The sequence below is a fragment of the Streptomyces catenulae genome (genome assembly GCF_000718015.1).
GTDB classification, from domain to species: domain Bacteria; phylum Actinomycetota; class Actinomycetes; order Streptomycetales; family Streptomycetaceae; genus Streptomyces; species Streptomyces catenulae.
In genome coordinates, this window is the sequence record NZ_JODY01000008.1 from 192,817 (window position 1) to 208,127 (window position 15,311).

The following is a 15,311-nucleotide window of genomic DNA, read 5'->3' on the forward strand; positions in this document are numbered from 1 at the left end:
ACGACGGACGCCCGCGACGGCGCCGCACGGCCGCCGAAGGCCCGTCCTCCCGGTCGGCCCGTCACCGCCACCGCTTAGGGTGGACACATGACCGAACTCGTGACCGACGACGCGGAGGGCGCCCTCGCGGGCAAGCCCACCCACGTCTCCCGCACCACGCTGTCGCACATCATGACCGCCGCGGACACCAACCTTCTGGGCACGGTGCACGGCGGCGTGATCATGAAACTGGTCGACGACGCGGCGGGCGCGGTCGCGGGACGGCACTCCGGCGGCCCCGCCGTCACCGCCTCCATGGACGAGATGGCCTTCCTGGAGCCGGTCCGGGTGGGCGATCTGGTGCATGTGAAGGCGCAGATCAACTGGACCGGCCGGTCCTCCATGGAGGTCGGCGTCCGGGTCATGGCCGAGCGGTGGAACGAATCCACCCCGGCCACCCAGGTCGGCTCCGCCTACCTGGTCTTCGCCGCCGTCGACGCCGAGGGCAAGCCCCGCCCGGTGCCGCCGGTGATCGCCGAGACCGAGCGTGACCGCCGCCGCTACCAGGAGGCGCAGATCCGCCGTACCCACCGCCTCGCCCGGCGGCGGGCGATCATGGAGCTGCGCGCACGGCACGCCGCCGAGGGCCTGCACGACGCATGACGGCGGCGGCCCACCGGGCCAGCGCCGCCAGCCCCAGGCCCAGGCCCGCCCCCGCCGCCCCGCTCAGCACATCGTTCACATCCGCGATCCGGCCCGCCCGCATCACCGCCTGCGCCGCCTCGACCGCCACACACAGCGCCACGCTCAGCCCGAACGCCCACGCCGCCGACCGCCGCGCCACCGCGAACCGCAGCAGCAGCGGCACCGGCAGATAGAGCGCCGCGCCCGTCAGCTGCTCCCGGACCAGCACCGCCGCCTCGTCCGGCAGCAGCGGCGCGCCCGGGTCGAACAGCTCCGCGCCGGGCAGCCACCACACCGTCGCATCGCCCGACCCGACCGGCTGCACCGGCGCCAACGTCGCCACCAGCAGCAGCGCCAGCCACCCGGCCAGCAGCACCCCGGCCGTCCGGCGCGGCCACGGGCCCGCCGGATCGCGGCCCTCCCACAGCGCCAGCCCGGTCCCCACGGCCAGCGCCCCCAGCAGGTGGAGCGCCACCGTCACGGGCGTGATGCCCCAGATCAGCTGCCACACGATGCGCCCTCCGGAACCCGCCGCGGCCGACCACCGGGTCAGCCGCAGCTCCACTTGGTGACGTAGACCCGCTCCCCGTGCTCCATCACGCCGCGGATGCACTCCCCGGCTTCCATCCCCACCCGGCCCCGCAGGGTGGCCGCGCCGCGGGTGGTGCGGACGGTGCCGAACCACCCGGGGAACGCGGTGATCCGGGAGTCCTTGCGCTGGTAGCCCAGGCGGACCGCGATCTCGCCGGGGGCGCCCGCGCGCCCGCGCCGGTAGTGCGCGGTGTAGACGCCGGGGCGGCCCACCGGACCGCGCAGACAGAGCACCCCGCCGGTCGGACCGCCGCAGCCGACCGGCGCCGCCGGTGCCGGTGGGGCCGCCGCCGCCACCGTCGCCACCAGGCAGAGCGCGGCCGTCAGGCCCGCCCGCCGGGCGTACGGGCGGCGGCATCGCGCCGGTCCGGTCAGGGACATGCGGCCTCGTCGCCGGTGACCGCCGCGATGCCCGGGGTGCCGGGCGCCGGTTCCTCGGCCCGCACCGGGTGCACCCCGGTGTAGTCCTGCCCGACCGTCACCCGCAGCACCGGGCCCTGCCCCGGCACCTTGCGCAGCTCGGCGCCGGGCAGCGCGGCGGCCAGGCTCTGCGCCGAGCGGTCCCAGCGCGGGTCGTAGGAGAGGAGCGTCTTCGGGTGCGGGCCGTCCGGCGCGTCCGCGGGGACGCCCGTCGGGACGAATCCGGCCGACCCCAGCGCCTTGGCGACGGACCGGGCGAGCCCGTGCCGGTCGGTGCCGTTGTCGACCCGGACCCGGATCTGGTCCGGCGGGACGTCCACCACCGTCGGCCGCGGTCCGGCCGCCGCCTTCTCCGGCGTGGCCAGCGGCTTGTCGTCCCGCAGCGCCCGGAAGACCTGCTTCGACGCGACCGGGTCCCAGCGCACCGTCGTCCCGCCGCCCGGCAGCCGCACCCCGTCCGGGGCCAGCGGCACCGACAGGAACTCCGACGACGCGGGGGTGAAGCCGCGCATCGCCTGCCCCAGGTCGACCAGGTCGTCGGCGGTGAAGTCGGAGTCGGCGCGGACCGACGTCAGCATCGCGTCGGCGACCTCCCGGAACCGCACCGGGTTCATCAGCACCCCGGACGAGGAGACCTTGTGGATCAGCGACGCCAGGAACCGCTGCTGGCGCTGCATCCGGCCGAGGTCCGCGGAGCCGTCGATATGGCGGGAGCGGACGTACTGGAGGGCCTGCCCGCCGTTGAGCGTCGCCTTCCCGGCGGGCAGATCGAGCCCGGTGTAGCTGTCCTTCAGCGGCCGTACGGTGCAGATGTCCACCCCGCCGACGGCGTCCACGCTCCGCATGAAGCTGGTGAAGTCGACCTCCAGATAGTGGTCGATGTGGACGCCCGTCATGTGCTCGACGGTGCGCACCGTCAGCCCCGGCCCGCCCTCGGCGTACGCGGCGTTCAGCTTGACGGCGTGCCGGGGCCGCTGCCGTCCGGTCGCCTCGTCCTTGTGCGCGGGCACCTCGGCGTACGAGTCGCGGGGCAGGCTGACGACGCTGGCGCGGTCCCGTCCGGCGGAGAGGTGCACCAGCATCAGGGTGTCCGTGCAGTGACAGGGCGCGCCGCCCAGGTGGTACTTCCGCTTCTCCGCCGGGGTGATCTTGTCCCGGCCGTCGGTGCCGACGACCAGGAAGTTCAGCCCGTCACCGCCGGTCGGCCGCTCCCGCTCCGGCATCCCCTGGAACGGGTGGACCCGCCCGATGCCCTCCTCCACGCCGGTGACCATGGCGTGCCCGACGCCGCTCGCGGCGATCAGCAGCACCGAGGTGAGGGAGGCGATCCGCAGCCCCCAGCGCCTGCGCGGTGAGCGCCCGCGGCCCCGGGTGGTGCGGCGCGCGGCGGAACGGGCGGGGCGGGACGGGGCGGTCAACGGGGGACACCTCCGCGGCGGGCCGGATGTGAGCGGTGACCGTCCGCCACGGCCCTGCCACGGCGGGCGGGGCGGGCGGAGCGATCCGGCGGTAACTGCGGGAACACAGTAAGTCGATACGATCTACTGCAAAGTCCCACACGCCGGGCCCCGGCCGCCCCACCACCCGCCTGCCGTCCGTCCCGGTCACCCATAAGCGGTAACGTGAGGCGCGATATCGCACTCTCCCGGCGAGCGCTGCCGTCCGCGATGGCGGCTCCGCCACGGGCCGTCCCCCCGAGGAACCATGCCCCAGCAGCAGCCCCCGGCCGTCTCCGTGATCATGCCGGTGCTCAATGAGGAACGTCATCTGCGCAACTCGGTCCGGCACATCCTGGAGCAGGAGTACGCCGGCGAGATGGAGGTGGTGATCGCCGTCGGCCCGTCCGCGGACCGTACGGAGGAGATCGCCGCCGAGCTCGCGGCCGAGGACCCGCGGGTGACCACCGTCGCGAACCCGACCGGCCGCACCCCCGCCGCGCTGAACGCCGCGATCAAGGCGTCCAGCCACCCGGTCGTGGTCCGCGTCGACGGCCACGGCATGCTCTCGCCGAACTACATCGCCACCGCCGTCCGGCTCCTGGAGGAGACCGGCGCGCAGAACGTCGGCGGCATCATGCACGCCGAGGGCGAGAACGCCTGGGAGGACGCGGTCGCCGCCGCGATGACCTCGAAGATCGGCGTCGGCAACGCCGCCTTCCACACCGGAGGCCAGGCCGGTCCCGCCGACACCGTCTACCTCGGCGTCTTCCGCCGCGAGGCGCTGGAGCAACAGGGCGGCTACAACGAGGAGTTCATCCGCGCCCAGGACTGGGAGCTGAACTACCGCATCCGCGAGGCCGGTGGCGGCGTGTGGTTCTCGCCCGAGCTGAAGGTCCAGTACCGCCCCCGGCCCAGCGTCAAGGCGCTGGCCAAGCAGTACAAGGACTACGGCAAGTGGCGCCATGTCGTCGCGCGCTACCACTCCGGCTCGATCAACCTGCGCTACCTCGCCCCGCCGACCGCGGTCTGCGCCATCGCCGCCGGTGTCGTCGTCGGCGCCGCCGTCACCCCCTGGGGCTTCGTCGTCCCGGCCGGATATCTGGCCGCCATCGCCGCGGGCTCCGTCCCGGCGGGCAAGGGCCTCTCCCTCAAGGCGCGCGCCCAGATCCCGGTCGCGCTCGCCACCATGCACATGGCCTGGGGCGTCGGCTTCCTCACCAGCCCCCGCTCGCTGGCCCGCAAGGTCATCGCCAGCCGCCGCCCGGCGGTGAAGACCGCGACCACCTGACCGTACGGAACCGGCATACACCGTACGGAACCGGCATACGAGGAAGGGGCGGGCCACGGCGGCCCGCCCCTTCCTCGTGTGCGCCCGCGGCGACGTCAGAACGTGTAGTCGTCGTTGACCTTCATACAGGCCTTGTCGTCCTTGCCGTTGAGCGAGCTGCTGTTCTTCGGCGCCTTGCCGGAGTCGTCGCTGCTCCCGGCGGACTTCGGGTAGACGGTGCCGGTGCGCCAGTCGCCGCCGACGATCAGCCGCAGCCCCCCGGCCGAACTGCTCTCCCGCACCGCGCTCTTCGGCAGCCCGGCGTCCTTCGCCAGCGCCAGCGCATCGCCCCGCAGCTTCTTGTCGCTGTACTCGACGGTGGTGTCCGCCTGGCTGATCAGCTGCGAGTCGGTACCCGCGGCGGTGTACCCGAGCTGCGCGAGATGCTGCTGCACCACGGCGGCGCGGCCGGGGGCCGGACCGAGGACGGTGCTCTGGGTGCCGTTCTGGACGACGACGTGCAGCTGGTCCTTGGCCATCGACGGCTTCGGGTCCGCCGCCTTCTTCTTGCCGGTGTCCTTGCCGTCCAGCCCGGTGTCGTTGCGGAGCAGCGCGAACGTCTGCTCCGCCTCGACCGGCTTCGGGAGCACGTACTTCTCACCGGGTCCGTACACCCACGGCATGGTGATCATCGTGATCCGCCCGGTGGGCACCTCACGGAGCTGGCCCGCCAGGTCGTAGAGCTTCATGGGGGTGCCCAGCTCGTCGTCGACGGTGAGCGCCTTGGTCGCCGCCTCGGCGAGGTCGCGGAGCTTGCCCGGGTCGGTGAGCTTGGTGCCCGACTTGAGCTGACGGACCATCGAGTTCATGTACATGTGCTGGGCGTTGGCCCGCCCGATGTCGGTGTTGTCCTCGAAGCCGTAGCGGGTCCGCAGCCACTGGAGCGCCTGGACGCCCTTGATGGAGTGGGTGCCCTTGGTGAGCTTCAGCCCGCTGCCGTGGCCGTCGCTGCGGTTGTGCGAGTAGATGTTCTTGTCCACACAGACGGGGACGCCGCCGATGGCGTCGGCCATGTCCACCACACCGCCGAAGTCGACCATCATGAAGTGGTCGATGTAGACGCCGGTCAGCTCTTTCCAGGTGGCGACGGTGCAGCCCGGACCGCCGTGCTGGAGCGACTGGTTGATGGGCGCGGTGTCCTGCGGATAGACATGGCCGTCGTCCGGGTCGGTGCACTTGGGGATCGGCACGCGGGTGTCGCGCGGGATCGACATCACCGACATGTTGCTGCGGTCCGCCGAGACGTGCAGCAGCATCTGGACGTCGCCCAGCGGCTTGCGGTCGCGGTCCTCCGCGGCGCCGCCCAACTCGATGTTCTTGTCGTTGTTCCGGCCGTCGGACCCGATCAGCAGGATGTTCAGCGGCGTCTGCCCGAACGCGTTCGGCTCCGGCTTGCGCAGCCCGCTGTCACCGAGATCCAGCTTGTCCTTACGGATGTTGTCGGTGAGGTGCTGGTAGTAGAGGTATCCCGCCCCGGCGCCGCCGACGAGCAGGAAGCCCAGGCCCAGCGCCGTCCAGCGCAGGGCACGGCTCTTGCGGCGGCGTCGCCGTCCGCCGGAGGCTTCGGCGGCCTTGCGCCGTCCCCCGCGTCCCCCTTTGCCGCCTCGGGCGGCGGCCCTGGGGCTCTTCCCGTCGGCGGTGTCACCGGACTGGTCGCTCTTGCCGTCGCCGGCGCCGTTCGCGGACACGGCGTCGGCGCCGGGTATCCAGCCGGGGGCGTCCGGCGGCGGGCCGGACTCCTCGTAGAGGCTGTCGTCCCAGCCCAACTGCTCTGCTTCCGGCTGCTGTTGGTCGCTTCCGGACCGGCGTCGGCGCGGTCGCTCGCCGCGCACACTGCTCTGCCGCATCGGGCCCTTTCCCCGGGTCGGTAAATGGTGCGCTCGGCGCCTGTGCGGGGCGGCCGCTGCTCGTTCAGGTCACTTGGCGCAGACGTTCTTGTCATCTGCATTGACGTTCTGCACGCCGTCCGGGGTTTCGGTCGGCGCCTCAATAGGGGTTCCGGGGGCGGTGAAGTCCTTGCCGAGGGTCAGCTTCATCGGCACCCGGTCACCGGCGTCCGTGGTGGACTCCTTGAGCGCGCTCTTCGGCAGACCCATCCAGTCGGCCAAAGTGGCGGCCTGGTCGGCCTGGTTGGGGGCGTACTCAAGGCGGGTGGTGGCCAGCTTCGCCGGTGCGTTGCCCGCGTTGGTGGAGAGCTTGGCGGCCTTCACGTTCTGCAGCCAGTCCACGCTCTCCTGCGCCGCGCCCAGCGGTCCGCCGCCGTTCATGACGTCGACGCGGACCAGCTCCGGCGGCGCCTTCTTCACCGGTGCCTTCTTCTTCCCCTTCCCCTTGCCCTTCTTCGCGAGCATGTGGTCGGCCTGAACCATCTTGAACAGCGGTTCGGCCTTGCTCTTGTCGAGTATGACGGTGGCGGCGTCCTCGGGGTTGTCCAGGACGGGCACAGTGGCGAAGGTAATTTTGTCGATGTCGACCTGCTTGAGGTCGGTCCCCAGATCGAGCAGCTTCTTCGCGCTGCCGATACCGGTGTCCACGGTCAGCGCCTTGGTCGCCGCCTGGCTGATGTCGTAGAGCTTGGACGGGCTGCTGAACGCGTCCGACTTGATCTTCCGGATCATCGAGCTGAGGAACTGCTGCTGGAGCTCGATCCGGCTGAGGTCGCTGCCGAAGCCGACGGTGTGCCGGGTACGGACGAACGCCAGCGCCTGCTCGCCCTTGACGATGTGCCGTCCGGCCTTCAACTTCAGATGCGACTTGGGGTCGTTGATGTCCTTCGCGGCGCAGACCTCCACGCCGTTGACCGCCTCGGACAGCTGCTTGACGGCGTTGAAGTCGGCCATCATGAAGTGATTGATCTTCAGGCCGGTCATCTGCTCGACCGTCCGCCAGGTGCAGCCGGGGTCCCGGCCCTCCTGCCCCAGGCTGGTGTTGAACCGCACGCCGTTCTGCCCGGGGATGTCCTTCGTCGAGCCGTCCTTCTGCTTCGTCGGGCAGGACGGGATGTTGGTGATGATGTCGCGCGGGATGCTCAACGCGGTCGCGTTCGTACGGTCCTTGGAGACGTGCATCAGGATCGTGGTGTCCGCGTGCCCGACGCTGCCGTCGTCGCCGTAGCCCTCGTTGCCCTTGCCCGAGCGGGCGTCGGTGCCGATGATCAGGATGTTCACCGGGCCGTCGGAGACCGCGTCGTTCTCGATGCCGACGTCGACCTTGGCGATGTTCCCGTTGAGCTGCTGGTAGAGGTAGAACACCCCGCCGCCGCCCGCCAGCACCACGAAGCCGAGCACCCCGGACGTCCACAGGAGCGCCTTGCGCCGCCCGGACTTCTTCGGCTTGCCCTTGCGGCGGCCGGAGGTCGCGGGCCCGGAGCCGTTGCGGGCGGCCTTACGGGCGGCGGCGCGGCCACCGGGGCGCGGGGCGTCCTGCGCGGCGGCGGAGCGGCGGTCGCGCTGCGTCGGCAGTTCGCGGGTGTCGGTGTCGCCGTGCGGTGCGGTGGGGGCGCGCCGGGAGCGTCTGGGGGAGGGGTCGGGGGCCGCCGGTTCGGGGGCTGCCGGTTCGGGTGCGGCATCGAGCCGCAGCTCGTACTTACCGGTACTGGGGTTGAGTACCCACTGATCGGCGGGGTCGACGTTGTCCCCCGCCCGCCCACGGCCTTGCGCGTCCACGGTGCCCTGCATCCTCCGTCGGTGCCACGCGGCGCCTCCCCTCGGGCGCACGGTCGGACCTGTGTTTCACGTTCGTTCGTCCGGCTGGTCTGCGGACCGGATCACTCACACTATCCGCCAAGTTCAGCGCGGAACGCCGCCCGTGACAAATTCCACTTCCCTACAACTGGGCAATCCGCCCAATCCATTCGACTCGTTGGCAGGACCTTTGCGGCATTTTTATTCGCAGATCCCGCGCGCTGCGGTGACCGCGGGAATGGGCGGCCACGAAGGTGTCGGCGGCGCAGGGGAACTGGCCGTCTTCTCACCGGAGGATGCCGTATCCGAGGCGTTCGGTGAAGAGGTGTGACCGGAGTTGCCGAAGTCGCCCGCGCCGCCGGACGGCGCGGCGGCGGGCGCCGGAAGGCCCCGGTTCGGCGCGGGGAAGGGCTGGTCGGCGGCGGGTGCGGCGACCGGTCGCGGGTGGCGTCGCCGGAGTACCCGGTACCCGGCGCGGTCATGAACTACGTGTGTCCGGCGGGAATGGCGCGCATGCCGCGGACCAATTCGTGGAGACCGGTGAGGGAAGCCGGTGCCTTGTCGGCGGTGCGGAACTCGTGACGGCTTCCGGCAACGGATAGTGCCGGGCGGATTGCGCAGCACACCATTGCTCTGCACTTTCTTCACACGGGGGTCAAGGAACTGCTGTGGGTGTTCCATACGCTGCGTGGCACTTCCGTTACCGGGACTCTTGCGGGCGCGGACAAATCCACGGGCTTCTTCGCCGTACGGATCTGCCGCCCGGCTCGGGATGCCGCCTCGCACCCGCCGGTCGTGGTCCGGTCGCGAAAGGGCGCGGCGGAACGGTGTCCGGGCGGTGGAGACCGATTCGCCGCGCCCTTCTCCGGTTGCTGCCTGTGCGGCACTGTCGGCGTGGACGGTGCCGCTGAGCTGCGCGTACGGCGCGACGGATCTGCCGCCCGGCTCGGGATGCCGCCTCGCGCCCGCCGGTCGTGGACCGGTCGCGAAAGGGCGCGGCGGAACGGTGTCCGGGCGGCGGAGACCGATTCGCCGCGCCCTTCTCCGGTCGCTGCCTGTGCGGCACCGTCGGCGTGGACGGTGCCGCTGAGCTGCGCGTACGGCGCGGGGCGGGGCGTGCGGGGGCGTACGCGGGGGAGTGCGGGAGCGTGCGTCGGGGCGCGCTCCGGCGCCCGGCCGCACCGGCCGGGGGGCGGCCGGGCGGTGGTCAGAGCGCGGCGGACGGCGCCTGGAAGGTGATCTGTTCGCTCCGCGCGCGGGCCGCGGCGGCGGTCTCGTCCAGCTGCTCCGCATGGCGGCAGAGCACCACCGAACCGCCGGTGGCCAGCGGTGCGTACAGCCCGTAGGACAGGCCCGGCCAGCCGTCGTACGCCAGGCTCGACAGCACCCGGGGCGCGGTCGGCATCCCGGCGGCGCGGGCGTCGGCCAGCGCCCGGTCGACGACCTCGGCGCCGGTCAGCTCCTCACCGTCCACGGAGAGCGCGGGATCGTCCGCGGCCACCGGGGCGAACGGCGCGAAGCGGTCGCCCTGGGACGGCACCTCCACCGCGTAGTCGGCGAACCCGGCGGGCGCCTGCGGGAACCGGCCGCCCAGCGGGCGCAGGGCCAGCGCCACCCGCTCGCCGGTGCAGGCGCGCGCGGTCTCCAGCCGGTCCGGGCCGCTGACCACCACATCGGCGGCGGCCGGATCACCGTCGACGTCGACCAGCACCCCCACGGACGAGGCGGCCACCAGCCACACCGCGGTCTGCCAGTGGGCGGGCAGCAGCAGCGCGAGGCGGTCGCCGGGTCCGGCGGCCAGATCGCCCTGGAGGTAGTTGGCGGTCTTCGCCACCCAGTTGGCGAAGGTCGCGACGGACAGCTCCACGCGCTCACCGGTGGCGTCGTCGTAGAAGGTCACGAGGGGGCGGGCCGGATCCGCGGCGAGCGCGGAACGCAGCAGGCCGGCGGGGGTGCGTTCGGTGGCGTTCACGGTCGCAGGGTACGGGACCGGTCCGGGCGGAGCCGGGCCCGTGGGGGAGGGGACGGCGCTCCCCGAGAGCGGCGGCCCGGTCCCGTACGGGGGCGCCGCGGACCCGTGGGGGACGGGCCGTCAACCCGTACGGGACGGCGGCGGACCCCTACGGGACGGACGTCGGCCCGTACGGGTGCCGACGCGGTGTCAGCGGGCGCGGGGCGCGGCGGTGGTGACGGCATTCCCGTCCGGGCGGGCGTCCGGGGCGCGGGGGCGCGGGCCCGGGGCGCGCCCGGCCGCCCGTCGCGCCGGTGGCGCCGGGCCCGGTAACACCGCACGTCACCCCGTACGCCGCCCCCGGGCCGGGCCGCGGAACCGTCTGCCTACACTGGTCGGCCGATCGGCCGACCCCAGCAGGAAGCAGAGACGACAAGGTGACTGAAGCGATCCTCCTGGTCGGCGGCAAGGGCACGAGGTTGCGCCCGCTGACGGTGCATACGCCCAAACCGATGGTCCCGGCGGCCGGTGTGCCGTTCCTGACCCACCAGTTGGCGCGGGCCCGCGCCGCGGGCGTCGAGCACATCGTCCTCGCCACGTCCTACCTCGCCGAGGTCTTCGAACCGCACTTCGGCGACGGCTCCGACCTGGGCCTGCACCTGGAGTACGTGACGGAGGAGGAGCCGCTGGGCACCGGCGGCGCGATCCGCAACGTCGCCTCCCGGCTCCACTCCGCCCCCGGCGACCCGGTCCTCATCTTCAACGGCGACATCCTCACCGGGCTCGACATCCCCGCGCTCGTCGACACCCACCGCACCAGCGGCGCCGATGTCTCGCTGCACCTGTCCCGGGTCGAGGACCCGCGCGCCTACGGGCTGGTGCCCACCGACGGCTCCGGCCGCGTCACCGCCTTCCTGGAGAAGCCGCAGACGCCGGAGGAGATCGTCACCGACCAGATCAACGCCGGGGCGTACGTCTTCAACCGCTCGGTCATCGACACCATCCCGGCGGACCGCCCGGTCTCCGTCGAGCGCGAGACCTTCCCCGGACTGCTCGCCGACGGCGCCCACCTCCAGGGCATGGTCGACTCCACCTACTGGCTCGACCTGGGCACCCCGCAGGCGTTCGTCCGCGGCTCCGCCGACCTCGTCCTGGGCCGCGCCCCCTCCCCGGCGGTGCCCGGCCGCTGCGGGGAGCGCCTGGTGCTGGACACCGCGCGGGTCGCCGCGGACGCCAAGCTCACCGGCGGCACCGTCGCCGGACCGGGCAGCCGGATCGGCGCCGGGGCGCGGGTCGAGGGCAGCACGGTGCTGCGCGACGCGGTGATCGAGGAGGGCGCGGTGGTGCGCGACTCGCTGATCGGGGCGGGCGCCCGGATCGGCGCCCGGACGGTCCTGGACGGCGCAGTTATCGGCGACGGCGCGGTCATCGGCGCCGACAACGAACTCCGCGACGGCATCCGCGTCTGGTGCGACGCGCACCTCCCGGACGGGTCGGTGCGGTTCTCCTCGGACCAGTAGGGGTTCTTCCCGGACCCGTAGGGGAGGAGCCCGGACCCGTGGGGTCCGGGCTCCGGCCATGTCAGGGCCCGGGGCCGGTCCCGGAGGGAATCGCGCCGGACCCGTACGGGGAGGGCGCCGCTCCCGCGGGGCATCCCGGGGCGCCGGGCCCCCGCCTCCGCCGGGCCCCCGCCTCCGCCGGGCCCCCGCCTCCGCCGGGCCCTCGCCTCCGTAGGGCCGCCGCCGGGTCCGGGAAGGCGTCCCGCCCGTCGCCCGCACCACGTCCGCCCCCGCTGTCACCCCCATCGCCTACGCTGGCGAGATGCCCACCCGTACCTGGGTGCCGCCCGGCCCCTACGATCTGCACCGCACGCTCGGCGTGCTGGGGCGCGGGCCCGGTGATCCCGCGTTCGCGGTGCGCGGCGGCGAGATCTGGCGGGCCAGCCGCACCCCGCAGGGGCCCGGCACGCTCCGGCTGGCGGCCCGGCCCGCCGACGGCGCGGTCGCGGCCGAGGCGTGGGGCCCCGGCGCCGACTGGCTGCTGGAGCGGCTGCCCGCACTCCTCGGCGCCGACGACGACCCGGAGGCGTTCACCCCGCGCCACCGCCTCGTCCACGCCGCCCACCGCCGCCACCGCGGCGTCCGCCTCGCGCGTACGGGGCTGGTCCTGGAGTCGCTGATCCCCTCCGTCCTGGAGCAGAAGGTCACCAGCGACGAGGCGTACCGCGCCTGGCGGCTGCTGCTCCGGCGGCACGGCGAGCCGGCCCCCGGCCCCTGGGACCGGCTGCGGGTGATGCCCGATCCGCGCGGCTGGGCCCTGATCCCGTCCTGGGAGTGGCACCGCGCGGGCGTCGACGCCAAGCGCTCCGACACGATCGTGCGCGCCGCGCGGGTCGCCCGGCGGCTGGAGGAGGCCGCCGCGATGGAGTTGACCGACGCCACCCGCAGGCTCTGCGCGGTCCCCGGCATCGGCCCGTGGACCGCCGCCGAGACGCTGCAACGCGTCCTCGGCGCCCCGGACGCGCTCACCCTCGGCGACCTCCATCTGCCGAAGATCGTCGGCTATGCGCTCACCGGCCGCCGGGGCACCACCGACGCGGAGATGCTCGACCTCCTCACGCCGTACGCGGGCCAGCGGCACCGCGCGACCCGGCTGATCCTGCTCTCCGGCACGGTCCCGCCACGCCGCGCCCCGCGCTTCCCCGTCGGCGACATCGCCCGCCTGTGACCCACGGGCGGCGGCGGGGGAAGCGGCGCACCCGTGAGCGGACGGTGAACCCGTAAGGGGCGCGCCCCCGGCCCCTACGGACCGGAGGCGCGCCCCTCACGGGTCGCCCCGGAGGCGCACGCCCCGCTCAGCGCACCTCGATTCACCGCACCCCGCTCACCGCACCTCGATGAAGTCCGCCCCGTCCCGTGCCGGGCGCTCCCGCGGCGGGGCCGCCGGGCGGCCGATGGCGACCGCGCCCATCGGGTCCCAGTCGTCGGGCAGTTCCAGCACCTCGCGGACCACGTCGCGGCAGAACATCGTCGAGGACACCCAGGCCGAACCGAGCCGCTCCCCGGCCAGGGCGACCAGGAAGTTCTGGATACCGGCGCCGCCCGCGACCACGAACATCTCCCGCTCCGCCGCCGCCCGCCGCGCGTCCGGGTAGTCGTGCGCACCGTCCGCCACCAGGCACGGCACGGCCAGGTACGGCGCGTTGCGCAGGACGTCGCCGCGGCGCAGCCGACGGGCGACGGACTCCGCGGAGAAACCGTCGGCCCGCAGATCCGCGGCCCAGGCGTCCCGCATCGCGTCCAGCAGCCGGGTCCGGGACTCCGGCGACTCCAGCAGCACGAACCGCCACGGCGTGGTGTGGTGCGGCGCCGGTGCGGTCAGCGCCGCCGCGACCGCCCGGCGCACCGCGCCGCCGTCCACCGGCGCGTCGGTGAACTCCCGCACCGTGCGGCGCAGCGTCATCGCCTCCCGCACCGCCTCGGAGGTGCCGAGCCGGAACATGTCGCCGTCGCCGGTGCGCACCAGCGCCGCCGCGCCCACGTCGTCCGCGTCGTCCGGCCCGGTGACGACGTGCGGCAGCCCGCGCACCACCGCGACCGGCAGCGCCGCCGCCTTGCCCTTGACCAGGTCGCCCGCGGCGGTCAGCTCGTCGGCGGTGGCCACCACCGTCGCGCTGAGCGGATTGCCGTACGCGTCGGTGCCGCCGCGCAGATCGTCCAGGACGCGGACGCCCGCGGCGCCGATCGCCACATCCGTCAGCCCCGACCGCCACGGCCGCCCGAAGGTGTCGCTGATGACGACGCCGACGTCGACGCCGAGCGTGGTACGCAGCCCGGCGCGGAGCGCGCGGGCCGAGGCGTCCGGGTCCTCGGGGAGCAACAGCACGGTCCCGTAAGGGGTGTTGGAGGCGTCAACACCGGCGGCGGCCATGACCAGACCCTGCCGGTTCTGGACGATGCGCAGCGTGCCGCGGCGCGCCACCACCCGGACCGTCTCCCGGTCGATGGCCTCCTCCCGGTCGGTGGCCTCGATGATCCGGCCCTCGGCCTTGCTGACGATCTTCGAGGTGACGAGCAGGACGTCGCCGTCGGCGAGCCCGGGCAGCCCCTCGGCGGTCGCGGCGTCCGCGATGAGCTTCACCAGATCGTCGCCGGTACGCACCTCGGGGATGCCGGGCAGCGCCCAGACGCGGTAGCCCGGAGCGGTGGCCGCGGTGTCGGCGCTCATGCCCGTACCTCCTCGGCCAGCGTCAGCGCCGCGCGGGCCATGGCGGCCGTCGCGTCGAGGTCCGTCATCATCAGCGGCACCGCCCGGCAGCGGATCCCGGCCGCCTCGACATCGGCGACCGCCGCGGCGTCCACCTCGTCGACCAGCCAGCCGTCCAGCAGCCCGGCCGGGGCGTCGTCCGCCGCGGCGCCCTTCGCGCCGTAGTGGCGGGCGACCGCCGTGGCCGTCGCCTCGACGCCGATCGCGGCCAGCACCTTGTCGGCCATCCCGCGCACCGGCGCGCCGCCGACGAGGGGGGAGAGGCCGATCACCGGGGCGTCCGCCGCGGCGACGGCGTCCCGGATGCCGGGCACCGCGAGGATCGTGCCGACGCTCACCACCGGGTTGGACGGCGGGAGGAGGATGACGTCCGCCGCGGCGATCGCCGCCAGCACACCGGGTGCCGGGGCGGACTGCTCGGCGCCGACCGGCACCACCGCGAGGGCGTCCACCGAGGCGCGCATCCGCACCCAGTACTCCTGGAAGTGGATCGCCCGCCGCTCCCCGTCCTCCTCGACGGCGACATGCGTCTCGACGCGGTCGTCGGTCATCGGCAGCAGCCGGACGCCGGGCTTCCAGCGGTCGCAGAGCGCCTCGGTGACGGCGCTGAGCGGATATCCGGCGCCCAGCATCTGGGTCCGGACGAGGTGGGTGGCGACGTCCCGGTCGCCCAGCCCGAACCAGTCGGGCCCCACGCCGTACGCCGCCAACTCCTCCTTCACCCGGAAGGATTCGTCGTCGCGGCCCCAGCCCTTCTCCTCGTCGATGCCGCCGCCGAGGGTGTACATCACGGTGTCGAGGTCGGGACAGACCTTGAGCCCGAAGAGATGGATGTCGTCGCCGGTGTTGCCGATGACGGTGATCTCCGCCTCGGGCCGTGCTGCCTTCAGTCCCCGCAGGAAGCGGGCGCCGCCGATACCGCCGGCCAGAACCACAATGCGCATGCCCCCAGTCTGGCAGCCGCGGGGCGG

Annotated in this window: 13 protein-coding genes; 5 read left to right on the forward strand and 8 right to left on the reverse strand. The window is 73.8% G+C overall.

Annotation, left to right across the window (positions count from 1 at the left end):
• Positions 1-87: 87 nt before the first annotated feature.
• A complete protein-coding gene (locus tag IF23_RS0110635; RefSeq protein ID WP_030282259.1) occupies positions 88-642 on the forward strand; it encodes an acyl-CoA thioesterase in 555 nt (184 codons plus the stop codon).
• Here IF23_RS0110635 and IF23_RS0110640 read toward each other — a convergent pair.
• From IF23_RS0110640 to IF23_RS0110650, 3 genes are read right to left on the reverse strand one after another with little or no spacing between them, the layout of a single operon-like run.
• Entirely contained in the window at positions 593-1,174 is a 582-nt protein-coding gene (locus tag IF23_RS0110640) for a VanZ family protein (RefSeq protein WP_030282261.1), read from the reverse strand. The two genes, IF23_RS0110635 and IF23_RS0110640, sit on opposite strands and share 50 nt — an antisense overlap.
• 38 nt (positions 1,175-1,212) lie before the next feature.
• Complete coding sequence (locus tag IF23_RS0110645) at positions 1,213-1,635, reverse strand: hypothetical protein (protein ID WP_030282263.1); 423 nt, start codon at positions 1,633-1,635, stop codon at positions 1,213-1,215.
• Positions 1,626-3,092, reverse strand: a complete 1,467-nt coding sequence (locus IF23_RS0110650; RefSeq protein ID WP_078653900.1) for an LCP family protein — start codon at positions 3,090-3,092, stop codon at positions 1,626-1,628. Before IF23_RS0110650 ends, IF23_RS0110645 begins: the two co-directional genes overlap by 10 nt.
• Before the next feature lie 286 nt (positions 3,093-3,378).
• Between IF23_RS0110650 and IF23_RS0110655 the strand changes: the two genes are divergently transcribed.
• Positions 3,379-4,401, forward strand: a complete 1,023-nt coding sequence (locus IF23_RS0110655; RefSeq protein WP_030282267.1) for a glycosyltransferase family 2 protein — start codon at positions 3,379-3,381, stop codon at positions 4,399-4,401.
• Between the two features lie 95 nt (positions 4,402-4,496).
• Here IF23_RS0110655 and IF23_RS0110660 read toward each other — a convergent pair whose 3' ends face one another.
• Together IF23_RS0110660 and IF23_RS0110665 are read right to left on the reverse strand one after the other, a co-directional pair.
• The gene (locus IF23_RS0110660) at positions 4,497-6,287 is read right to left on the reverse strand and encodes an LCP family protein (RefSeq protein WP_030282269.1); all 1,791 of its coding nucleotides are present in this window, start codon (positions 6,285-6,287) and stop codon (positions 4,497-4,499) included.
• 69 nt (positions 6,288-6,356) lie between these two features.
• Positions 6,357-8,105: an LCP family protein gene (locus IF23_RS0110665; protein WP_030282271.1), complete on the reverse strand. Its 1,749-nt coding sequence runs from the start codon at positions 8,103-8,105 to the stop codon at positions 6,357-6,359.
• A 142-nt stretch (positions 8,106-8,247) separates the two neighbouring features.
• Between IF23_RS0110665 and IF23_RS33965 the strand changes: the two genes are divergently transcribed.
• Positions 8,248-8,454: a hypothetical protein gene (locus IF23_RS33965; protein WP_157847995.1), complete on the forward strand. Its 207-nt coding sequence runs from the start codon at positions 8,248-8,250 to the stop codon at positions 8,452-8,454.
• Between the two features lie 876 nt (positions 8,455-9,330).
• On the opposite strand, the gene IF23_RS0110670 is transcribed toward IF23_RS33965, so the two are convergent.
• Positions 9,331-10,095 (reverse strand): TIGR03089 family protein, encoded by a 765-nt coding sequence (locus IF23_RS0110670; protein WP_030282274.1) that lies wholly within the window; start codon positions 10,093-10,095, stop codon positions 9,331-9,333.
• Between the two features lie 416 nt (positions 10,096-10,511).
• Here IF23_RS0110670 and manB point away from each other — a divergent pair, with 416 nt between their 5' ends.
• Both manB and IF23_RS0110680 read left to right on the forward strand, forming a co-directional pair.
• Positions 10,512-11,594 carry a mannose-1-phosphate guanylyltransferase gene (gene manB / locus IF23_RS0110675; RefSeq protein WP_030282276.1) on the forward strand — a complete coding sequence of 361 codons (1,083 nt, stop codon included), beginning with the start codon at positions 10,512-10,514 and terminating at the stop codon, positions 11,592-11,594.
• Positions 11,595-11,895: 301 nt separating this feature from the next.
• Entirely contained in the window at positions 11,896-12,801 is a 906-nt protein-coding gene (locus tag IF23_RS0110680; protein WP_030282278.1) for a DNA-3-methyladenine glycosylase family protein, read from the forward strand.
• A gap of 156 nt (positions 12,802-12,957) precedes the next feature.
• Here the strand turns inward: IF23_RS0110680 and IF23_RS0110685 are convergent, their stop codons facing one another.
• Together IF23_RS0110685 and cofD are read right to left on the reverse strand one after the other, a co-directional pair.
• Positions 12,958-14,301, reverse strand: coding sequence for a coenzyme F420-0:L-glutamate ligase (locus IF23_RS0110685; protein WP_030282281.1), 1,344 nt, complete (start codon positions 14,299-14,301; stop codon positions 12,958-12,960).
• The gene (gene cofD / locus IF23_RS0110690; protein ID WP_030282283.1) at positions 14,298-15,284 is read right to left on the reverse strand and encodes a 2-phospho-L-lactate transferase; all 987 of its coding nucleotides are present in this window, start codon (positions 15,282-15,284) and stop codon (positions 14,298-14,300) included. Before cofD ends, IF23_RS0110685 begins: the two co-directional genes overlap by 4 nt.
• Positions 15,285-15,311: the final 27 nt, after the last annotated feature.

Coding starts and splice junctions, on each gene's coding strand:
- IF23_RS0110685 (WP_030282281.1), bottom strand. CDS start 14,301: ATGAGCGCCGACACCGCGGCCACCGCTCCGGGCTACCGCGTCTGGGCG.
- cofD (WP_030282283.1), bottom strand. CDS start 15,284: ATGCGCATTGTGGTTCTGGCCGGCGGTATCGGCGGCGCCCGCTTCCTG.
- IF23_RS0110660 (WP_030282269.1), bottom strand. CDS start 6,287: ATGCGGCAGAGCAGTGTGCGCGGCGAGCGACCGCGCCGACGCCGGTCC.
- IF23_RS0110680 (WP_030282278.1), top strand. CDS start 11,896: ATGCCCACCCGTACCTGGGTGCCGCCCGGCCCCTACGATCTGCACCGC.
- IF23_RS0110635 (WP_030282259.1), top strand. CDS start 88: ATGACCGAACTCGTGACCGACGACGCGGAGGGCGCCCTCGCGGGCAAG.
- IF23_RS0110655 (WP_030282267.1), top strand. CDS start 3,379: ATGCCCCAGCAGCAGCCCCCGGCCGTCTCCGTGATCATGCCGGTGCTC.
- IF23_RS0110645 (WP_030282263.1), bottom strand. CDS start 1,635: ATGTCCCTGACCGGACCGGCGCGATGCCGCCGCCCGTACGCCCGGCGG.